Annotated in this window: 12 protein-coding genes and 1 pseudogene; 4 read left to right on the top strand and 9 right to left on the bottom strand. The window is 66.9% G+C overall.

Annotated features, from left to right (window positions below):
* A pseudogene (locus tag QZY03_RS20470) lies at positions 1–218 on the top strand (hypothetical protein); the annotation flags it as partial.
* A gap of 198 nt (positions 219–416) precedes the next feature.
* Here QZY03_RS20470 and QZY03_RS20465 read toward each other — a convergent pair.
* The 9 genes from QZY03_RS20465 to QZY03_RS20425 form a co-directional block, all read right to left on the bottom strand.
* Positions 417–2,597, bottom strand: a complete 2,181-nt coding sequence (locus tag QZY03_RS20465; protein WP_295584072.1) for an EAL domain-containing protein — start codon at positions 2,595–2,597, stop codon at positions 417–419.
* A 463-nt stretch (positions 2,598–3,060) separates the two neighbouring features.
* Positions 3,061–4,266 (bottom strand): ammonium transporter, encoded by a 1,206-nt coding sequence (locus QZY03_RS20460; RefSeq protein WP_295584070.1) that lies wholly within the window; start codon positions 4,264–4,266, stop codon positions 3,061–3,063.
* A gap of 593 nt (positions 4,267–4,859) precedes the next feature.
* Positions 4,860–5,324 carry a thioesterase family protein gene (locus tag QZY03_RS20455; protein ID WP_295584068.1) on the bottom strand — a complete coding sequence of 155 codons (465 nt, stop codon included), beginning with the start codon at positions 5,322–5,324 and terminating at the stop codon, positions 4,860–4,862.
* Positions 5,324–5,794 (bottom strand): DUF29 domain-containing protein, encoded by a 471-nt coding sequence (locus tag QZY03_RS20450; RefSeq protein ID WP_295584066.1) that lies wholly within the window; start codon positions 5,792–5,794, stop codon positions 5,324–5,326. The genes QZY03_RS20455 and QZY03_RS20450 overlap by 1 nt, the downstream gene beginning before the upstream one ends.
* Before the next feature lie 12 nt (positions 5,795–5,806).
* Positions 5,807–6,880 carry an o-succinylbenzoate synthase gene (menC, locus tag QZY03_RS20445; protein WP_295584065.1) on the bottom strand — a complete coding sequence of 358 codons (1,074 nt, stop codon included), beginning with the start codon at positions 6,878–6,880 and terminating at the stop codon, positions 5,807–5,809.
* Positions 6,881–6,908: 28 nt separating this feature from the next.
* The gene (gene menA, locus QZY03_RS20440; protein ID WP_295584063.1) at positions 6,909–7,862 is read right to left on the bottom strand and encodes a 1,4-dihydroxy-2-naphthoate octaprenyltransferase; all 954 of its coding nucleotides are present in this window, start codon (positions 7,860–7,862) and stop codon (positions 6,909–6,911) included.
* A 50-nt stretch (positions 7,863–7,912) separates the two neighbouring features.
* The gene (gene menB / locus QZY03_RS20435; RefSeq protein WP_295584061.1) at positions 7,913–8,758 is read right to left on the bottom strand and encodes a 1,4-dihydroxy-2-naphthoyl-CoA synthase; all 846 of its coding nucleotides are present in this window, start codon (positions 8,756–8,758) and stop codon (positions 7,913–7,915) included.
* Positions 8,759–9,146: 388 nt separating this feature from the next.
* Positions 9,147–10,919, bottom strand: coding sequence for a 2-succinyl-5-enolpyruvyl-6-hydroxy-3-cyclohexene-1-carboxylic-acid synthase (menD, locus tag QZY03_RS20430; RefSeq protein WP_295584059.1), 1,773 nt, complete (start codon positions 10,917–10,919; stop codon positions 9,147–9,149).
* A complete protein-coding gene (locus QZY03_RS20425; RefSeq protein WP_295584057.1) occupies positions 10,916–12,331 on the bottom strand; it encodes an isochorismate synthase MenF in 1,416 nt (471 codons plus the stop codon). Before QZY03_RS20425 ends, menD begins: the two co-directional genes overlap by 4 nt.
* 334 nt (positions 12,332–12,665) lie before the next feature.
* On the opposite strand from QZY03_RS20425, the gene QZY03_RS20420 reads away from it, so the two are divergent.
* From QZY03_RS20420 to QZY03_RS20410, 3 genes are all read left to right on the top strand, one after another.
* Positions 12,666–13,388, top strand: a complete 723-nt coding sequence (locus QZY03_RS20420; RefSeq protein ID WP_295584054.1) for a CerR family C-terminal domain-containing protein — start codon at positions 12,666–12,668, stop codon at positions 13,386–13,388.
* On the top strand, positions 13,385–14,548 hold the full coding sequence (locus QZY03_RS20415; protein ID WP_295584052.1) for an efflux RND transporter periplasmic adaptor subunit: 1,164 nt from the start codon (positions 13,385–13,387) through the stop codon (positions 14,546–14,548). Before QZY03_RS20420 ends, QZY03_RS20415 begins: the two co-directional genes overlap by 4 nt.
* 355 nt (positions 14,549–14,903) lie before the next feature.
* Complete coding sequence (locus QZY03_RS20410) at positions 14,904–17,990, top strand: efflux RND transporter permease subunit (RefSeq protein ID WP_295584050.1); 3,087 nt, start codon at positions 14,904–14,906, stop codon at positions 17,988–17,990.
* Positions 17,991–18,057: the final 67 nt, after the last annotated feature.

Here is an 18,057-nt window from a genome sequence, read left to right as displayed (position 1 = left end):
GAGTCCCCGAGACCGAGCGGCGCGCCTTATCCACCCTACAACGGAGCCGGTTTCGTAGGGTGGATAAGCGCAGCGCATCCACCATCGGCCTCGCTGCCGACACGCTGTTGGCGGCGGCCACCCAAATTTGGAACTGCTGGCCGTCAATGCGGGCGTCCCCGCGCCCGCGGAAGGGTACCAATCAGCAGGATGCGTGGACCCCGGTCGGCAGGCGTTGAATCACGAAAAACCCCGTTCGGCACGGGTGGAGGCTCGCTCATGGACGGGGGCTCGGGGGTCGTTGAAGGGGGCCATGCGCGGCCTTGGGGTCATTCATCCCCAGCGCGGGCTGAAGGTCAAGCCGCTCCTGGTTAAAACCGCCCGCGGTTCCGGATCCGGCGCTCTGCTTGCATAGGCACAGCTTAGCCGCGACCGCGTCAGTGCGCTAGTGCTGCGTTATCGCGCGCGGCCCACCGGTCGCGCCAGGCTGGCACCTCCGCGGCCGGCATCGGCGGACCGAACAAAAAGCCCTGCGCCAGATCGCAGCCGTGACGTTCCAGCAGCGCAAGCTGTTCGCCGCGCTCTACGCCCTCGGCGATCACCCGACTACCGATCGCATGGGCCAGGCACAGGGTGGCGTTCACCAGGGCTTCATCGCCGGCGTCCGATCCCAGACCGGCGATCAGGCTCTCGTCGATCTTGATGCCGGTGATGGGCAGGTGCTTGATGCTGTTCATGGCCGAGTAACCGGTTCCGAAATCGTCCAGGTGGAGTGCGACCCCCAGTCCGACCAGGCGTTCGAGCAGGGCGCGCAGGTGCGGGGCGTGGGTGAGCATGGTGGCTTCAGTCAGTTCCAGGACCAACAACTGGGGCGCGATGCGATGCCGGGTCAGCGCGGCAGTGACCTGGGCGAACAGATCGCCGCGTTCGGCCTGGATGAGTGAGCAATTCACCGCCAGCGTGCAAGGCTCCGCCCGCTGGTCCAGCCACTCACGCAACTGTCGGCAACTCTCGTCGAGCACCCAGCGGCCGACTTCGACGATCAGCCCGGTGCTCTCCAGCAGCGGCAGGAAGTTGTCCGGATCGGTGAGCCCGAGTTGCGGATGTTGCCAGCGCAGTAGCGCCTCGAAGCCGACACAGCGGCCGGTGGCGAGTGCGATCTGGGGTTGGTAGTACAGCCTGAACTGATTTTGGGCGAGTGCCGTGCGCAACGCCTGGTCCAGCTCAGTGCGCGAGGTCGCGACCAGGGGTGTGGTGTGGCCATGGAGTCGCCAGCCGTGGCCACCCGCGCGTTTGGCCACGTACATGGCTGAATCGGCTTGGTGGATCAGGAGTTCCTGGGTCTCCGCCGTGGTTGGGAACAGGCTGATGCCGATGCTCGGGGTGACGTGCAGGTCGTGGCCGTTCAGTTGGAACGGGGTCAGGAAAGCGTCCAGGAATTTCTCGCCGATCCGGTTCGCACTTGCGCGATCCGGTACATCGAAGAAGATCCCGGTGAACTCATCCCCACCCATGCGCGCAATGGTGTCGGAGGCGCGGGAGAGTGTGCGCAGACGCTCCGCCACGGCGCACAGCAAAGCGTCACCGACCGCGTGTCCCAAGCTGTCGTTGATCTGCTTGAAGTGATCCAGGTCGAGGTACAGAAGCGCGAGACCCTTGCCCTCGCGGTTGGCCAGGCCGATCGCCTGGTGCAGCCGATCGTGGAACAGGTCGCGGTTGGGCAAGCCGGTCAGCGGATCCCTGAAAGCGAGGCGGTGCATCCGCTCCTCCTCGGCCTTCCGCTCCGTAATGTCGTGGAGCATCACCAGATAAGCGGGCTGATCTTGCCAACGGGTCTCGGTCACCATCATGGCGGCGACCCCGGCGGTGCCGTTTTGTCGGACGATCTCGATCTCGGTCTGCCCGGTCCCGCTCGGCTCGCTGACGACCGGAATGCCAAAGGGCGAACCGACCAGCCGGTCCGGCGTGACATCCAGCAAGGTGGCGACGACCGGGTTCGCGAATTGAACCGTGCCGACGGCGTCCAGGATCAGGATGCCCGAGCGGTTCGCCTCGACCAGACTGCGGAAATGTTCGCGGTGTTCGATCAACGCTCGCTGTGCGTCGTGCAACGCGTTGCGGGTGCTGAAGATGCGGCGTTGGATGAACTTTTCCCGCACCGCGCACGTGAGGGTCAATAGTGCCAGCGTGGTCAGGATCAGGGCGAGGTCGCGGCGACCCGGCACAAACTGTGCCAGCCACGACGGTGACGGGATGGCAAGCGCGTTGTCACTCGGGTCCGGCAGCCGCGTTGTCGATTCCGCATCAAGCCATCGACGGACGTTCAAACCGCGCGATCCGGGGAGCGACTCGGTGGCGGTCGGATCCAGGTTCCGCGACCGTGCGTTGGTCGTCAGGCCGGTCGGCGCAGCGACGAGTGCCAGACCGATGACGATCACCAAGCCCAGCAGCAGACGCAGGGTCGGCGTCGTGGTCGAGGTGCCGCCGGGGGCCGCAAGCAGCGCCCCGCCGCAGCGTCTGGAGTCCGGCAGTCGGCGTGCCCAAACGCCTTCCGGCGTGGGGAGCGGAGACGCGAGCGGGCAATCGCAATCGCTTGGCGAAGTAGGGTGTTGGTCCATGTGGTGCCTCTTGGTGGGCGCTCTTGATCGGTTTGCTGTGCATCGGTTTATGACCTGGTCCAAGTCCTGTCTAGCCTACAATGCGTCGATGAGGAAAAGTGTTACAGGGTTAACACTTCGAAAGGTAGGGAAAAGCGGCCGAGCGGCAACCCGCGCTCTGGGTCTTGGGCGATTGCTGTCAAAGAAACGACCAACACCTGGTCCGGGGCGCGGTCTCGCGCCCCGGTTGTTGGGCCTCGATCAAGATTCCGGCCACTTGGGCTCGCCGGGTGCGTAGTCAGGCCATCCTGGCCTGACACCGTCAGGGCTGGAAGCCCTGACTACGCACGCCGCTGGCCGGGATTACGATCAAGGCCGGTTGTTGATATAGCCATCGGACGTGATAACCAGACGTAGGGGCGGGTTTCAAACCCGCCCCTACACCAAGGGTCTGTCCGGATATCAGGTAGGAAGGCTCTATGCGTCAGACCTCGCCGCGGTTGTAGTCGGGCTGGGCGGTAATCTTATGAATACTCAGGTCCGCGCCGATGTATTCATCTTCCTGACTGAGCCGCAGTCCCATGATCAGCTTGATCCCGCCGTAGATCAGGAAGCCGCCGCCGAAGGCGATGCCGACCCCGATCAGGGTCCCTGCCACCTGGCCGCCGAACGTGACGCCGCCGACTCCGCCCAGCGCCTCGAGTCCGAAGATGCCGGCGGCGATGCCGCCCCAGAGCCCACAGAGTCCGTGCAGAGGCCAGACACCCAGCACGTCGTCGATGCGCCACTTGTTCTGGGTCAGGGTGAAGGCGTAGACGAACAGGCCGCCGGCCACGGCGCCGGTGACCAAGGCTCCGATCGGGTGCATCAGGTCGGAGCCGGCGCACACCGCGACCAGACCGGCCAGCGGTCCGTTGTGCAGGAAGCCGGGGTCGTTCTTGCCGATCACCAGGGCCGCGAGGATGCCGCCGACCATCGCCATCAGCGAGTTGACCGCGACCAGCCCGCTGACCGCCTCGACGGTCTGGGCCGACATGACATTGAAGCCAAACCAGCCGACGGTGAGTGTCCAGGCACCCAGGGAGAGGAACGGGATCGAGGACGGCGGGTGAGCGGTCATGCCGCCATCGGCCCGGTAGCGTCCCTGGCGCGGCCCGAGCAGCAGCACGGCGGCCAGGGCGATCCAGCCGCCGACGGCGTGGACCACGACCGAGCCGGCGAAGTCGTGGAAGGGCTTGCCGAAGGTGCTTTCGATGAGGGCCTGCATGCCGAAATTCCCGTTCCAGGCCATGCCCTCGAAAAACGGGTAGAGCAGGCTGACGATGAGCAGGGAGGCGAATAATTGGGGGTAGAAGCGCGCCCGCTCGGCGATGCCGCCGGAGACGATGGCCGGTATGGCCGCGGCAAAGGTCAGGAGAAAGAAAAATTTGACCAGTGCGTAGCCGTGTTCGACCTGCAGCGAAGCGGCATTCGAGAAAAAGCTGACGCCGTAAGCGATCCAGTAACCGACAAAAAAGTAGGCGAGGGTGGAGATGGCGAAGTCGCTCATGATCTTGGCCAGGGCATTGACCTGATTCTTGGCGCGAACCGTGCCCAACTCCAGGAAAGCGAAGCCGGCGTGCATGGCGAGTACCATCACGGCGCCGATCAAAATGAAGAGGACGTCAGTACCGTCCCGCAGTGTTTCCATCGAAAATCACCTCGTGTCGTTGGGTTGTCTTGTGCGAAATTGGTGCAAGGCTAAGCACGAACTATGCCGGGTGGATGCGGTGCCGCGGGCGGGTGTCGGGGTCTTGTTGGTTGGCGGGGCGGTTGGCTGCCAGAGGCCGGTTTCCGGACGTGAGATGGCTGTTTGCGTTCGGGCCGAGCCGGCGTGACATGCCGTGGCGGCCGGCAGTCATCCGAAAAGCGACGCACCAAGCGAGGGCGTCTTGTGCGGGGTGTGCTGCGCCGCGCACCGGGTTGGACAGATGACGGTTCCAGCGGCGTCCCGCCGCGATGCGGTGTGGTGGTGACGCGTAACGTTGCGGCTACGTGCCTGGCCCAATCGCGGCGGGACGCCGCTCCCACAGGATTGCTACGCGATTTTCACGGGCGGCTCAGGCTCGAATTGAATCGTTTCTCCGATTACGACAACGACAACGATAACGATAACGGGTTGTGGCGCGGGATTCGGTGGACTGGGCTAGCGCTTGTCGGCCTCGATCAAGATCCCGGCCGCTTGGGCTCCGGGTGCGTAGTCAGGCCATCCTGGCCTGACACCGTCAGGGCTGGAAGCCCTGACTACGCACGCCGCTGGCCGGGATTACGATCAAGGTCCGCGATCCGGTCGGTCAGGGCACGGCGCAGTTCCTCGGGCAGGACCATCTGCGCATCGGCCAGGCAATGCACGGTGCTTGCCGTGGCGCAGGCGCGCCCCTGAGTGTCGCAAAAGCGGTAATCCAGGGCGAAGGAGCGGTCGCGCACCTCGGTGACCCGCAGTTCGATCCGCACCGCCTCGCCGTGACGCAGCGGGCGCTGGTAGCGGGCCTGCGCCTGGATGATCGGCAGCGGAAGGAGCGGGGTCGGTCCGGTCCCGATCAACGCGGGCAGCGCAAATCCGATGTGCTCCATAAAGGACTCGTAGGCATCGTGGGCATGCCGGAACAGATGACCGTAGAACAGCACTCCGGCCGCGTCCGTGTCATGCAGGCGGATGCGCAGGTCATGGGTAAAGAACGTCGGGGATTCGAAAGGGGGGGTCTGCATCACTGACTGGTTGCGTCAGGCCAAAAGGTATCATCCAGACATTGGTCCAATGTAAACGGGCAAATGACAGGGAAAGTCGACTCGGGCAGGCCGGTCTCGCGCTCGGCCTCGATCAACGCTAATGTATAGGCTTGGGCGATGGCCCAATCAATTTGCGTTTTCAGGCTTGGGTTATCGTCAAGGTGCGATCTCAAGCGGATGCGCTGCTCCTTGATCGACAGTCGCCAGGAGTTCCCCCGGCGGTCGGCCTGAAACCGCCATTTGAGCAGATGCAGAAGTAACACGACCAGGCGGTTGACGAGTTCGCGTCGTTCACTGCGGCCCATACTCTCGATCTCCTCGGCAATGTGGGCGAGATCAATCGCGGCGAGGTTTCCGGCGCGCAACAGTTCCGCCTGCGCGCTTGCCCAAGCGTGAAAATCGCGCTCATAGAGATCCGCGGCAGATCGTTCAATCATCGTCGCGCTCATCTTCAAGAGTCTTCAGGTGGCATAGGGCGCAAACCCGGAGCCAATCGTCTCGGGCAGCCGCAGGTATCCGGCGACCGGGCGGGGCGGCGGACCCAGGTTCTCGGCCAGCCAGTCGGCGGTGGCCAGTCCTTGGGGAATCGGGCTGCCGATGGCGGCGGCGAGTTGTGCGGTCGGCCAGAGACCGGCCGCGGATTCGATCAGGCTGGTAACGACAACCTCGATCCCGGCGGCCGACAGGCGCCGGGCCAGGGCCAGGGTGCGGCGCAGGCCGCCGATGGCCGCGGGCTTGAGGACGGCGCGCCGGACCGGGAAACCGGCGGGATCGAAGTCGATGCCCAATGCCGGGATGGATTCGTCCAACGCCAGCGGGAACCCGACGATCGACTGGAGCCGCGTCAGCGTCGCCCAGTCGGGCTCCCGTAAAGGCTCTTCGAGCGACTCGATGGGCCGTCCGGGCAGCGCACGCAAGGCGCTGAGGACTCGGGTCGCCGCTCCGGGATCCCAGGCGCCGTTGGCATCCAGACGCAAACCGAGCCCATCGGGCAGGGTCGCGGTGAGTGCGTCCAGTCGTTCCAGTTCGCGGTCCGGCGCATCGATCCCGACCTTGAGCTTGACCACCCGGAAGCCGGCGCGGGCGGCGCGCTCCAGATCCGCGTGGGTCGTCTCCGTCAGTGCCCCCAGGGAGCCGTTGACCGATACCTGGGAGGGCGCGTCGGCCGCCAGCCAGCGGCGCAGGCTGGTTCCGGCAAGTCGGCTGCGCAAGTCCGACAGGGCGCAGTCCAGGGCGAAATCGGCGGCTGGGGTGCGGTGATCGGCCTGGGACAGCAGCCGGTCGAGGGCCTGGTCCAACGCCATGCCGGTGAGCGTGGCGCGTTGTTCCAGCAGGCGTTGCGCCGCCGCCTCGGCGGTTTCGGTCCCCGCCTCGGGCAAGGGGGCGCAATCCCCATAGCCGCGCAGATCTCCGGACCCCACGCTGACCAGCCAGCCGCGCCGCGCCCGGAAGTTGCCGCGGGCGCTGGCCCAGACTCGGGTCAGCGGCAGCCGGTAGGGCACTAAATCCACGCGCGTGATCAGGGGGGCGGTCATGGTTCGGGCCTCTGGACGTGGAGGCTGTTCATGCGCCGCCTCCGAAGGCGAACCCGACGATCATCAGCAGGGTCAGCAGACCCTGGTAAAGCCCGGTCTGGCCGAGCATCGGGTTGATCTGGGCACCCTGTGCACCCTGGTAGAGACGGGCGGTCAGCAGCAGCCCCAGGGGTAGCGCTCCCAGGGTCAGCCAGGTCGCCCCGGGGAGTCCGGCACCGAGCAGCAGCGGCAGGGGGGGCAGGAGCATCAGGAGTGCGTACAGGACCCGTGCCCGCGGTCGTCCCAGCACGTAACAGAGGGTGCGTCGACCCGCGGCACTGTCGGTTTCCAGATCGCGATAGTTGTTGAGCAGCAGTACGGCCGCCGCCGGCAGACCCAGGGCGAGGCCGAGTGTCACTGCCGGCCAATCCAGCGTCAGAGTTTGCAGGTAATAGCTGCCCGCCACCGCGGTGATCCCGAAAAAGGCCAGCACATAAAGCTCGCCGAACGGGCCGTAGGCAATGGGCCTGGGGCCGCTGGTATACCCATAACCGCTGGCCAGGGCGGCGACACCGACCAGGAAGATGGGCCAACCGCCGCGCGCCACCAACAGCAGCCCGAGTGCGAAGGCGATCCCGAAGGTCAGATGCGCGGCGGCGCGTACCTGGCGGGCGGTGAACCAGCCTTGGGCCGTGGCGCGCGGCGGGCCGACCCGATCCGGTGTGTCGGTGCCGCGCTCGAAGTCGGCCGCGTCATTGTGCAGGTTGGTGCCGACCTGGATGGCGAGTGCGGCGAGCAGGGTCGCGGCGGCGACCAGGGGCGCCAGGGTCCCGGTCGTGATGGCGGCCAGGGCGATACCGGCCAGCACCGGCGTTGCGGCCAGCAGCAGGGTCTTGGGGCGCGCGGCGGCGACCCAACGGCCGATGGCCGATGCCCCGGCTGCGGCCCGGTCGGTCGGTTCCAGGTCGAGCGGCACGGTCAAGGTTTCAGTATCTTGTTGCATCGTGTTGTTACAGTTGCATTCACGTGCGTTGCATGGCGGACCATTGCTGGTCAGGGTCGCCGCGGAAACTTGCCAAAGTCAGGCTGGCGTCGTTCCAGGTAGGCGTCGCGCCCCTCCTGGGCCTCCTCTGTAGTGTAGAAGAGTGCGGTGGCGTTGCCTGCCAATTCCTGAATACCGGACAGTCCATCGGTGTCGGCATTGAACGCGGCTTTCAGCATCCGCAGGGCCGTGGGCGATAACGCGAGCATGGTCCGGCACCAGTCCAGGGTGACGGTTTCCAGGTCGGCCAGCGGCACCACGGTGTTGACCAGCCCCATTTGCAAGGCTTCCTGCGCGTCGTATTGTCGACACAGAAACCAAATCTCCTTGGCCCGCTTGAGGCCGACCGTGCGGGCCATGAGTCCGGCGCCGAGGCCGCCGTCGAAGCTCCCGACCCGCGGTCCGGTCTGACCGAAGCGGGCATTGTCCGCCGCGATGCTGAGATCGCAGATCAAATGCAGCACATGGCCGCCGCCGATGGCGTAACCCGCCACCATCGCTACCACCGGCTTGGGCAGGGTGCGAATCTGACGTTGCAGATCCAGCACGTTGAGCTGCTCGACCCCCGCGCCGTCGCGATAGCCCTCGTCGCCGCGAACCCGCTGATCGCCTCCGGAGCAGAAGGCCAGGTCGCCGGCGCCGGTGAGTACGATGACCCCGATCGAGGGGTCCAGATGGGCGCGGTGGAAGGCGTCGATCAGCTCCCGCACGGTCTCGGGGCGGAAGGCATTGCGGACCTCCGGCCGGTTGATGGTGATCTTGGCCACGCCGGTCCAGTGCTGATAGAGAATGTCGCCATAGACCGATCCCGGCGGTGTTTCCCAGTGGACGGCCGGCTGGTCGCCTTGCTGCTGCATCACAGATAACTCCAAAAAATACAGAAAAGAAAACGTCGCCGCGAGATTCTGCCGATTGACATAGCGCCCGCCTGTACGTCGCTGTGCGGACCATCCGGCGGTTATAATCGTCGTTCCGGCAAAAGTGACCAGCGGAATTTATCCACAGATGTCACAGATGTCACAGATGTCACAGATGTCACAGATGAACACAGATGAACACAGATGAAGAAAAGCATCTGTGTTCATCTGTGACATCTGTGGATCAGCTTTCCGCCCCAGGGCCTCGGCGGAAGCTGTCTGGAACGACGAAGCCCATCCGACCAGCACTGCTATAGCCGTCGGACGTGATAACCGGACGTAGGGGCGGGTTTCAAACCCGCCCCGACACCAAGGGTCTGTCTGGATATCAGGTACGAAGGCTATATCCCAACAGATCCGCCTCCGCAATCCGCCGGCGGAACGCCAGATGGGTCTCTCGGCTGCGGTCGGCGTCGATCATGACCTCGATGAGTTGGCCGCCACGCCCGGAGAGTCCCGCGGCCAGTGCTTCGCGCCAGCCGGCAGCGTCGCTGACCCGCTGGTGGTGCAGTCCGAAGGTGCGTGCCAGGGCACCGAGGTCGACCGGACGCGGCGTGCGCCACAGCCGTTCGAAATCGGGCAAACCGGACTGCGGCAGATAATCGAAGATACGGCCGCCCCCATTATTCAGGACGATGCAGGGCCGGTCGAGCCGTGTCGCGAGCAGCAGGCCGGAGAGATCGTGCAGGAACGACAGATCCCCGAGCAATCCGGTGGTGGGTACTCCCCCGGCGTTGAGGCCCGCGAGGGTCGAGAGCTGGCCGTCGATGCCGCTCAGACCGCGGTTGCCGAAGACGCGCAGCGGCGCCGCGCGGGTGCCCGACCAGGTCTCGAACTGGCGGATCGGCAGTGAGTTGGCGCACAGCAGTCCGTCACCGGCCGGCAGGGCGGCCACCAGGTCGGTGATCAGGTGGGCCTCGCACCAGGGCGCCTGCGCCAGATAATCCGCCGCCAGCGCGGCCAGTCGCTGCTCGGCCTGAACCCAGCACGCGAGCCAACGCGCATCCGCGCGGCCGGGCGGGTCGGCGGCCAGGGCATCGCACAGTGCACCGGGGTCGACCGCCAGATGCAGCGACCGCTCCTGCGCCAGGTCGTGTGACGGATCGGACCAGCGCTCGGCCGGGTCGACCAGGATCAGCGGGATGCCCGGCAGCCATTCCAGCACGGTCTTGGAGATCGGTGCGCGGCCGAACCGCAGGATCCAGTCCGGTCGCAAGGCGTGCGCGGCTGCCGGGTTACGCACCAGCGCCTTGTAGCGGGTGATCCGGGGGTTGTGTCCCTGCCCGGCGGCCGCGGGGACCGGGCCGAAGCGCACTTCCGATAGGGGGTCGGCCAGCAGCGGGACCCCCAGGGCGAGGGCGCAGCGCTGGGCCGCCGCGGCGAATCCGGGTCGGTCGATGTCGGGGCCGCAATAGATGAGACCGCGGCCCTGCATGCGTTCGCGCAATGCCGACGGGACGCTCAGGCTGCCGGGAGGGCGCCCCCCCGGCGGCGGCAGATCCACCGCAACAGCGTCCGCACCGCCGCCCCCGCGCGGCACCAGCGGTTCGCGCAGGGGCAGATTGATGTGCACCGGCCCCGGACGTCGGCCCTGGCTCACCGCCGCGGCGCGTCGTCCCAGCGCGGTCAGTGCCGCGCGGGCGGCTGGGCTGTCCAGGGGGGCTCCCGGATCGTGGAACTCGCGCACCTGGGCGCCGAACAGCCGGGTCTGATCCGTGGTCTGGTTGGCCCCCCAGCCGCGCAGTTCCGGCGGGCGATCCGCCGAGAGCAGGATCAGCGGGATGCCGAACTCGCTCGCCTCCATGACCGCCGGATACCAATGGGCCGGGGCGCTGCCGGAGGTCGCCAGCAGCGCCGCCGGTCGGCCCTGGGCGCGCGCCAGACCCAGCGCATAAAAGGCGGCGCTGCGCTCGTCCAGAATCGGCGTCAGGGTGAGTCCGGGGCGCTGCTGGGCGGCCAGGATGACCGGTGTGGAGCGTGAGCCGGGCGAGAGCACCAAGTCCCGTACCCCGCCGGCCAGCAGGCCGTCGAGCAGGGCCAGGCACCAGCGCACCCCGTCGGCGGCCGGGTCGGCGACGGATGGGGATGGTGACCCGGTCATGCGAACTGCAAGGCGGTGGCGACGGCGGCGAGCTTGTGCCCGGTCTCGCGCCATTCGGCCAGGGGGTCCGAGCCCAGTACGATGCCCGCCCCGGCGTAGAGCTGTGCCTCATCGCCCTGGATCTGCGCGCAGCGCAACAGCACCCAGAGTTCGCCGTCCAGGTGGGGATTCGCGCCCGCCTCGAGAATGCCGGCGACGCCGGTATACCAGCCGCGCTCCAGGGGTTCCATGCGGTGCAGCCAGGCCCGCGCCTCCAACTGCGGTTTGCCGTTGGTCGCCGGGGTCGGATGCAGGCGTTCGGCCAAGTCAAACAGATCGGTCGCATCGCGCAGTCGACCGCTGACGGGGCTCCACAGATGCTGGGCGTTGTGCAACTGCATGACCCGGGGGGCGGCCGGTACCTGAACCGCGTCGCAGCAGCCATCCAACACCTCGCGCACCGCCTCCACCACCATGGCGTGCTCCCGCTGGTCCTTGCCGGAAGCCTTCAGTGCAGCCGTCAGGGCGGCGTCACGCGGTGCGCTGGCCGAACGCGCCGCGGTGCCGGCGATGGCGTCGACCTCCACCTGCCGGCCATGGACGCGCAGCAGACGCTCCGGCGTGGCGGCGACGAAACGGGTCGCGCCGCGCTCGATGCTGATGACCTGGCAGGATGGAAAAAGATAGGTCAAGGCGGCGCGCAGCCGTCGCAGGTCGAAGGGCCGTCGGCCCCGCAGCCCGATGCGGCGGCACAGGACGACCTTGTCGAGCGGTCCGCGGCGGATCTCCGTCAGGGCCGATTCGACCAGCGTCTGCCAGTCGCGCAGATCCGGCAGGCTGCCGAGATTGGTGAGTGTGCTGGAGGTCAGCGGCTCGGGCAGCGGGGCATCGAGCGCGGGTACCAGCCGGGCCAGCCAGTCGCGCCAGCGGCGGCGCAGATCGGTCTGAGCTGTCGGCAAGCGGGTCGTCAGCACCAGCGCCGTCTGCCCACGGCGGGTGCAGAGGCCGAGTTCCGGGAGCCACAGCAGGGCATCGGGCAGGTCCGCTGACGGGTTCGCGGTCCTGTCCTTGTGGCCCGCCGGGTGGGGCGCGGCGGCGAACCCAAGCATGGCAAAGCCGAGAAACCCTGTCTCATCCGGGTCGAGGTGCTGCCAGTGTCGGGTGAGATCGCGTGCGCAGGTGCTCAACGCACGCAGTCGTTCTGCTCCTTGATCGGTCCATTGCGCCGCCACCCCGTACCCCGCGCGCAGTTCACCCGCCTGGCCCTGCGAGAAGCTGAAGCTCGCGCAGTCCAGCTCGGGCGGCAGCGTGATCGCCGCCGGCAGTTCGAGGACCAGCGAGGCGAACCCTGGGGTCCGGTCGGTCGGGATGAGCCCGATCGCCTCGTCGAGTCGGGCCTGCAACTGCTCCAAGAGCGCAAGGGGTGCGAGCATCTGGTGATCTACCTGGCGGAAGCGTAACGGCGTGCCCGTGGTGCCGCGGCCTTGGCCCCGGCGTTGGGCGGCGGCGGGACGAGACGGCTGATGGGGTGTCAGTCTAACGCAACGTCAACCCTTGATGACACCCGCGCTGCTCCTGCCGGTGGTCAAATGCGCCACGGTCGGCGCTCAACCGACAGGAATCCACCTGAGCTGGCGGGATCTTCGGCTGTCGTCGCTATCCACGCAAGTCGATCGCCGCGTGCATCGCGCCAGATATCAAACGATTGTTTGAAAAATGGAGGCGATCGGTTAGACTGAGGGCTCTGATCCATGTCCAGGGCGGCCCATGCCCGAGATCCATCCCTCGACCGAACTCCGCGCCCCCGACCCCCGCACCGCGGCGACCCGGCGGCGCATCATCGAAACCTCGCTGCGTCTCTTTGCCGAGCATGGCTTCCGGGGCGTGTCCGTGCGCGATATCAGCGCCGCGGCGCACGTCAATGTCGCCGCGGTCAATTACCATTTCGGCGGTAAGCAGGGGCTTTATCGGACCATCTTCGAGACCGTGCTGGACGACGATGAGGCGCGTTTCGCGGAGCAATTGGCCAAGGTCGCTAAGCTTCTGGGGCACACCGTGGTGGATCGCGCGCTGCTGCGGGCCGCCGTCGAGATCCTGGCCGGAGGGATGGTGAGGCGTATTTCCACGTACGAGAATGTTCGCTGTTTCAGTGTACTGCTGGCGCGGGAGCTCGCCTTTCCCGGCGAACTTTTCGAGCTGCTCTACCGTCGCCGGGCCGCACCCCTGCTGGATCTGCTGGCGCGGGTGGTCGGGGCTGCCCAAGGACTCTCGCCCGAGACGGAGTCCGTGCGGCTCACCGCCAATGTCCTCTACGGGCAGGTCGGCCATCTGGTGTTTTCGCGCCCAATCCTGTGGCGGCAGGTCGACTGGGAGGACTACACCCCCGCGCGCCTGGACTTGCTCACCCGCACTGTCATCGACCTGATCAACCGGGCGATCGGACTGGACCCTCAGGACCATCCGCGCGCCGACCCTGGAGCAGTTGTATGAGGCTCACGCCGACTTTGTCCCCCTTGGTGATTCCCGCCGTGCTGGTCGCGGCCGGCCTGCTTGCGGCCGGGGAGCTGCACCATCCGGTCCGGGCCGCGGATGTGGTCGGCCAGGAAGCGCCTCGTGCGGCGGTACCCCGTCCGTCGCTGGCCGTGACCCTGGTGACCCCGCAGGCGGCCGATTGGCCGCGGGAGATCGAGGCGAGCGGCGGGCTCTTTGCCTGGCAGGAGGGCGTGATCGCCGCTGAGACCGGCGGCCTGCGGGTGGTCGCCGTGGCGGTGGATGTGGGGGATCGGGTACGGCGCGGCCAGGAACTGGCGCGTCTGGCCCAGGATACGGTGAAGGCGGAACTGGCTCAGCAAGAGGCGAAGGTCGCTCAGGCGCGGGCCAGTCTGGCGGAGGCGCGCGCCAACGCCGACCGCGCCCGCACCGTCAAGGATCGCGGGGCCATGCCGGAACAGCAGCGCACCCAGTATCTGATCGGGGAGGAGGCGGCCCAGGCCAATCTGGCGGCGGCTGAGGCCGCGCGGGAGATGGAGCGGATACGCCTGGAGCAGACGCATATCCTGGCGGTCGACGATGGCGTGATCACCGCCCGCAGTGTGACCCTCGGGACCGTGGTGCAACCCGGAACCGAGCTGTTCCGCATCGTGCGTCAAGGCCGGGTCGAGTGGCGCGCTGAAGTCACCGCGGAGCAACTGGCGCACGTGATGCCCGGCCAGGAAGCGGCGCTCACACTCCCCGGCGGGGAGCAGGTGTCGGGTCGGGTGCGCATCGCGGCCCCGACCCTGGATACCAACACCCGGTATGGTCTGGTCTATGTCGACATCCCGCCGGATAGCCCGGCACGGCCGGGGATGTTCGCGCGTGGCCGGATCCGCCTGGGGGTGACGGCCGCGCTGAGCCTGCCCGAGTCCGCGGTGGTGCTGCGCGACGGCAATAGTTTCAGCTTCGAGGTCCTCGCCGATGGCCGCATCGCCCAGCGCAAGCTCGAGACCGGGCGCCGCGCCGCCGGTCGGGTGGAAATCCTCGGTGGTCTGACGCCGGGTGTCCAGGTGGCGGCCAGCGGCGGGGCTTTCCTGAACGACGGCGATGCGGTGCGGGTCGAGCCCGCGCTGGAGGTCGAGGCTTCAGCCGGACGCGGCACCGCCGCCCGCTAAAGCGTCGGCCTCCGGGTCGCACGGGTTCCCGAAGGTTGAGCCTGCGGGCCTTGATCACAGTTTCGGCCACTTGGGCTCACCGGGTACGTAGTCAGGCCATCCTGGCCTGACATTGTCAGGGCTGGAAGCCCTGACTACGCAGGTTCCCGCGTTGCTGGTCGGGATGACGATCGAGGCCGAGCCCGCTTGGTACGAAGTTCTTCGGAAATCAGGCGACCGACCTAGCGAATCGAAACCCGATGGACATCAGGTTGCTTATGCCCAGATTGAATTGCTTCTCCGATTACGACAACGACAACGATCGTATGCGTTGTTTATCTTATGACTCACTGCCAAACCGCTCGTCAAGACCACAATGAACGTTTCCGCCTGGTCGATTCGTCATCCGGTCCCCGCGATTCTGCTGTTTGCGCTGCTGACTGTCATCGGGCTCATGGGCTTTCACGGTCTGGGAATTCAGAACTTCCCGGACATCGAATTGCCCGCCGTCACCGTGACGGCCAATCTGGAAGGGGCGGACCCGACGCAGTTGGAAACCGAGGTCGCCCGTAAGATCGAGGATCAGGTCGCGACCCTGGGCGGCATCGAGCATATCCGTACCACCCTGACGGACGGGTCCGCGACCATCCGGGTCGAGTTCCAGATCGATAAGGATTCCGAGATCGCCCTGAACGAGGTGCGCAACGCGGTGGACAGCGTGCGCGCCGATCTCCCGCAGGATTTGACCGATCCGGTGGTCTCCAAGGTCACCACCTCCGGCTCGGCCATCGCCACTTACACGGTTGCCTCGCAGCGGATGGATGAGCAGGCGCTGTCCTGGTTCGTCGACAACGAGGTGTCCAAGGCGTTGTTGTCGGTCAAGGGCGTGGGGCGGGTGGCGCGGCTCGGCGGGGTGGATCGCGAAGTTCACGTGGACCTGGACAGCGCCCGGATGCAGGCCCTGGGGGTGACCGCCGGAGACCTCTCGGCGCAATTGAAGCGCGTCCAGCAGGATGCTTCCGGTGGGCGCGGCGACATCGGCGGGGCGGTCCAGTCGGTGCGCAGCCTGGGCGCGGTGGGGACCGTGGCCGGGATCGCGGACCTGGAGATTCCGCTGGCGGATGGTCGGCGGGTGCGGATCGGCGATCTGGGCACGGTCAGCGACAGTTTCGCCGAGCGCAGTTCTCACGCCGTGCTGGATGAAACCCCGGTGGTCGCCTTCGAGGTCACGCGCATCCGCGGCGCCAGCGAGGTGGCGGTCGCTGCCGCCGTGCAGGCCGAGGTGGAGCGACTCCAGTCCCTGCACCCGCAGGTACGGATCGCCGAAGCCTTCAACACCGTGGACCCGGTACAGGACAACTATCGGGGCTCCATGGAACTGCTCTGGGAGGGGGCGGTGCTGGCGATCCTGGTCGTCTTCTGGTTCCTGCGCGACTGGCGGGCCACGCTGATCGCGGCGGTGGCGCTGCCGCTGTCCATCATTCCCACCTTCGCTGCCATGCTGTGGCTGGGTTTCAGCCTCAACATCCTGACCCTGCTCGCCCTGGCCCTGGTGGTGGGGATTCTGGTCGACGACGCCATCGTCGAGATCGAGAACATCGTGCGGCATCTGCGGATGGGGAAACCGCCCTTCCAGGCGGCGATGGAGGCGGCCGACGAGATCGGGCTGGCGGTCATCGCGACCACCTTCACCCTGGTGGCGGTGTTCCTGCCGACGGCGTTTATGGGTGGTATTCCGGGGAAGTTCTTCGTCCAGTTCGGTGTCACCGCCGCGGTGGCGGTGGTCGCCTCGCTCCTGGTGGCGCGGCTGTTGACGCCGATGATGTCCGCCTATTTCCTGAAGGCGCACCCCGAGGGCAACCACGACGGGTTCATCATGACCCGCTATCTGACGGCGGTCGGCTGGTGTCTGAATCATCGCCGGACTACGGCCCTGATCGCGATCCTCTTCTTCATCGGCTCGCTGCAGATTCTGCCTCTGCTGCCCAAGGGGTTCGTGCCCGCCGCGGACCGTGGTCTGACCATCGTCAAGTTGGAACTGCCCCCCGGCAGCGCTCTGGCGGACACCCGACTCGCCGCCGAGCGGGCGCGTGCCTTGCTGGCACCCATGACGGATATCACCGGCAGCTTTACCGCGGTGGGCAGTGTCGCGGGCCAGGGGCCGATGGGGGAGGGCGGCGCCAAGGATGTCCGCCTGGCCACTCTGAACCTGAAACTGGTCTATCGCCGCGACCGTGACCGCAATCAGACGCAGGTGGAGCAGGAGGTCCGCGAGCGGTTGCAGACCCTGCCCGGCGTGCGGGTCTCCATCGGCGGCAGCGAACCCGGCGGCAAGCTCCAGATTGGGCTGGCGAGCGATGACCCCTTAGCCCTGGCCGCTGCCGCCCAGGCGGTGGAGCGCGATCTGCGCACGCTGGAGGGGGTTGGCAACATCGTCTCGGGGGCCAGCCTGCAGCGTCCGGAGATCCAGATCCGTCTGGACTTCGCCCGCGCCGCCGACCTGGGGGTGACCACCGCGGCCCTGGCGAGCGCGGTGCGGGTGGCCACCTCCGGCGACTTCAAGGTCAATCTGCCCAAGCTCAACCTGCCGCAGCGCCAGATTCCCATCCGCGTGCGGCTGGACCCGGGGCTGCGCCAGGACCTGGACGCCATCGCCCAGTTGCGGGTGCCGGCCAAGGTCGGATCGGTGCCCCTGTCGGCGGTGGCCGAGCTACGACTGGGCAGCGGTCCGGCGCAGATCAATCGGGTGGATCGCATGCGCAACGTCAGTATCGACGTTGAGTTGGGCGAGCGGCTCATCGGCGCCGTGCTCGACGAGGCCAATGCCCTGCCGTCACTCAATAACCTGCCGCCCGCGGTGGTGCGGATCGAGCAGGGCGATGCCGAGCGGATGACCGAGTTGTTCACGTCCTTCGGGACCGCCATGCTGATCGGCGTGCTGTGCATCTATGCGGTGTTGGTGCTGCTCTTCCATGACTTCATGCAGCCGGTCACCATCCTTGCCGCGCTGCCGCTCTCATTCGGCGGCGCCTTCATTGCCCTGCTGCTGACGCATAACAGCTTCTCCATGCCCTCCGTCATCGGCATCCTGATGCTGATGGGGATCGTCACCAAGAACTCGATCCTCCTGGTGGAATACGCCATCGCCGCCCGCCGTCAGCACGGCCTGGACCGGCGCAGCGCCATCCTTGACGCCTGTCACAAACGCGCCCGGCCCATTGTCATGACCACCATCGCCATGGGTGCCGGCATGCTGCCGGTCGCCCTGGGTCTGGGCGCCGAACCGAGCTTCCGCTCACCCATGGCGATTGCCGTCATCGGCGGGCTCATCACCTCCACCTTTTTGAGCCTGCTGGTCATTCCGGTGGTCTTTACCTATGTGGATGATCTGCTCGACTTTGGCCATTTCAGGGAGTCGAGGCCAGTTGATTCAGCACGCGTTGCCAATCCTGGCGGGAAATAACGAGGGCGTCCGGGTCTGCGGTTGAGTTGACGAAATTCGCCGCCGCCCAACTGGTGCGGCGCACCAG

Source organism: uncultured Lamprocystis sp., from assembly GCF_903933125.1.
GTDB lineage: Bacteria > Pseudomonadota > Gammaproteobacteria > Chromatiales > Chromatiaceae > Thiodictyon.
The sequence above is the reverse complement of the archived record's forward strand: the minus strand, read 5'-3'. Positions and strand labels throughout refer to the sequence as shown.

Excerpts from the sequence above, each read along its gene's own strand:
- QZY03_RS20460 (WP_295584070.1), bottom strand. The coding sequence starts at position 4,266 with ATGGAAACACTGCGGGACGGTACTGACGTCCTCTTCATTTTGATCGGC.
- QZY03_RS20455 (WP_295584068.1), bottom strand. The coding sequence starts at position 5,324 with ATGCAGACCCCCCCTTTCGAATCCCCGACGTTCTTTACCCATGACCTG.
- QZY03_RS20465 (WP_295584072.1), bottom strand. The coding sequence starts at position 2,597 with ATGGACCAACACCCTACTTCGCCAAGCGATTGCGATTGCCCGCTCGCG.
- QZY03_RS20410 (WP_295584050.1), top strand. The coding sequence starts at position 14,904 with ATGAACGTTTCCGCCTGGTCGATTCGTCATCCGGTCCCCGCGATTCTG.
- QZY03_RS20425 (WP_295584057.1), bottom strand. The coding sequence starts at position 12,331 with ATGCTCGCACCCCTTGCGCTCTTGGAGCAGTTGCAGGCCCGACTCGAC.
- QZY03_RS20450 (WP_295584066.1), bottom strand. The coding sequence starts at position 5,794 with ATGAGCGCGACGATGATTGAACGATCTGCCGCGGATCTCTATGAGCGC.
- menB (WP_295584061.1), bottom strand. The coding sequence starts at position 8,758 with ATGCAGCAGCAAGGCGACCAGCCGGCCGTCCACTGGGAAACACCGCCG.
- QZY03_RS20420 (WP_295584054.1), top strand. The coding sequence starts at position 12,666 with ATGCCCGAGATCCATCCCTCGACCGAACTCCGCGCCCCCGACCCCCGC.
- menC (WP_295584065.1), bottom strand. The coding sequence starts at position 6,880 with ATGACCGCCCCCCTGATCACGCGCGTGGATTTAGTGCCCTACCGGCTG.
- menA (WP_295584063.1), bottom strand. The coding sequence starts at position 7,862 with ATGCAACAAGATACTGAAACCTTGACCGTGCCGCTCGACCTGGAACCG.
- menD (WP_295584059.1), bottom strand. The coding sequence starts at position 10,919 with ATGACCGGGTCACCATCCCCATCCGTCGCCGACCCGGCCGCCGACGGG.
- QZY03_RS20415 (WP_295584052.1), top strand. The coding sequence starts at position 13,385 with ATGAGGCTCACGCCGACTTTGTCCCCCTTGGTGATTCCCGCCGTGCTG.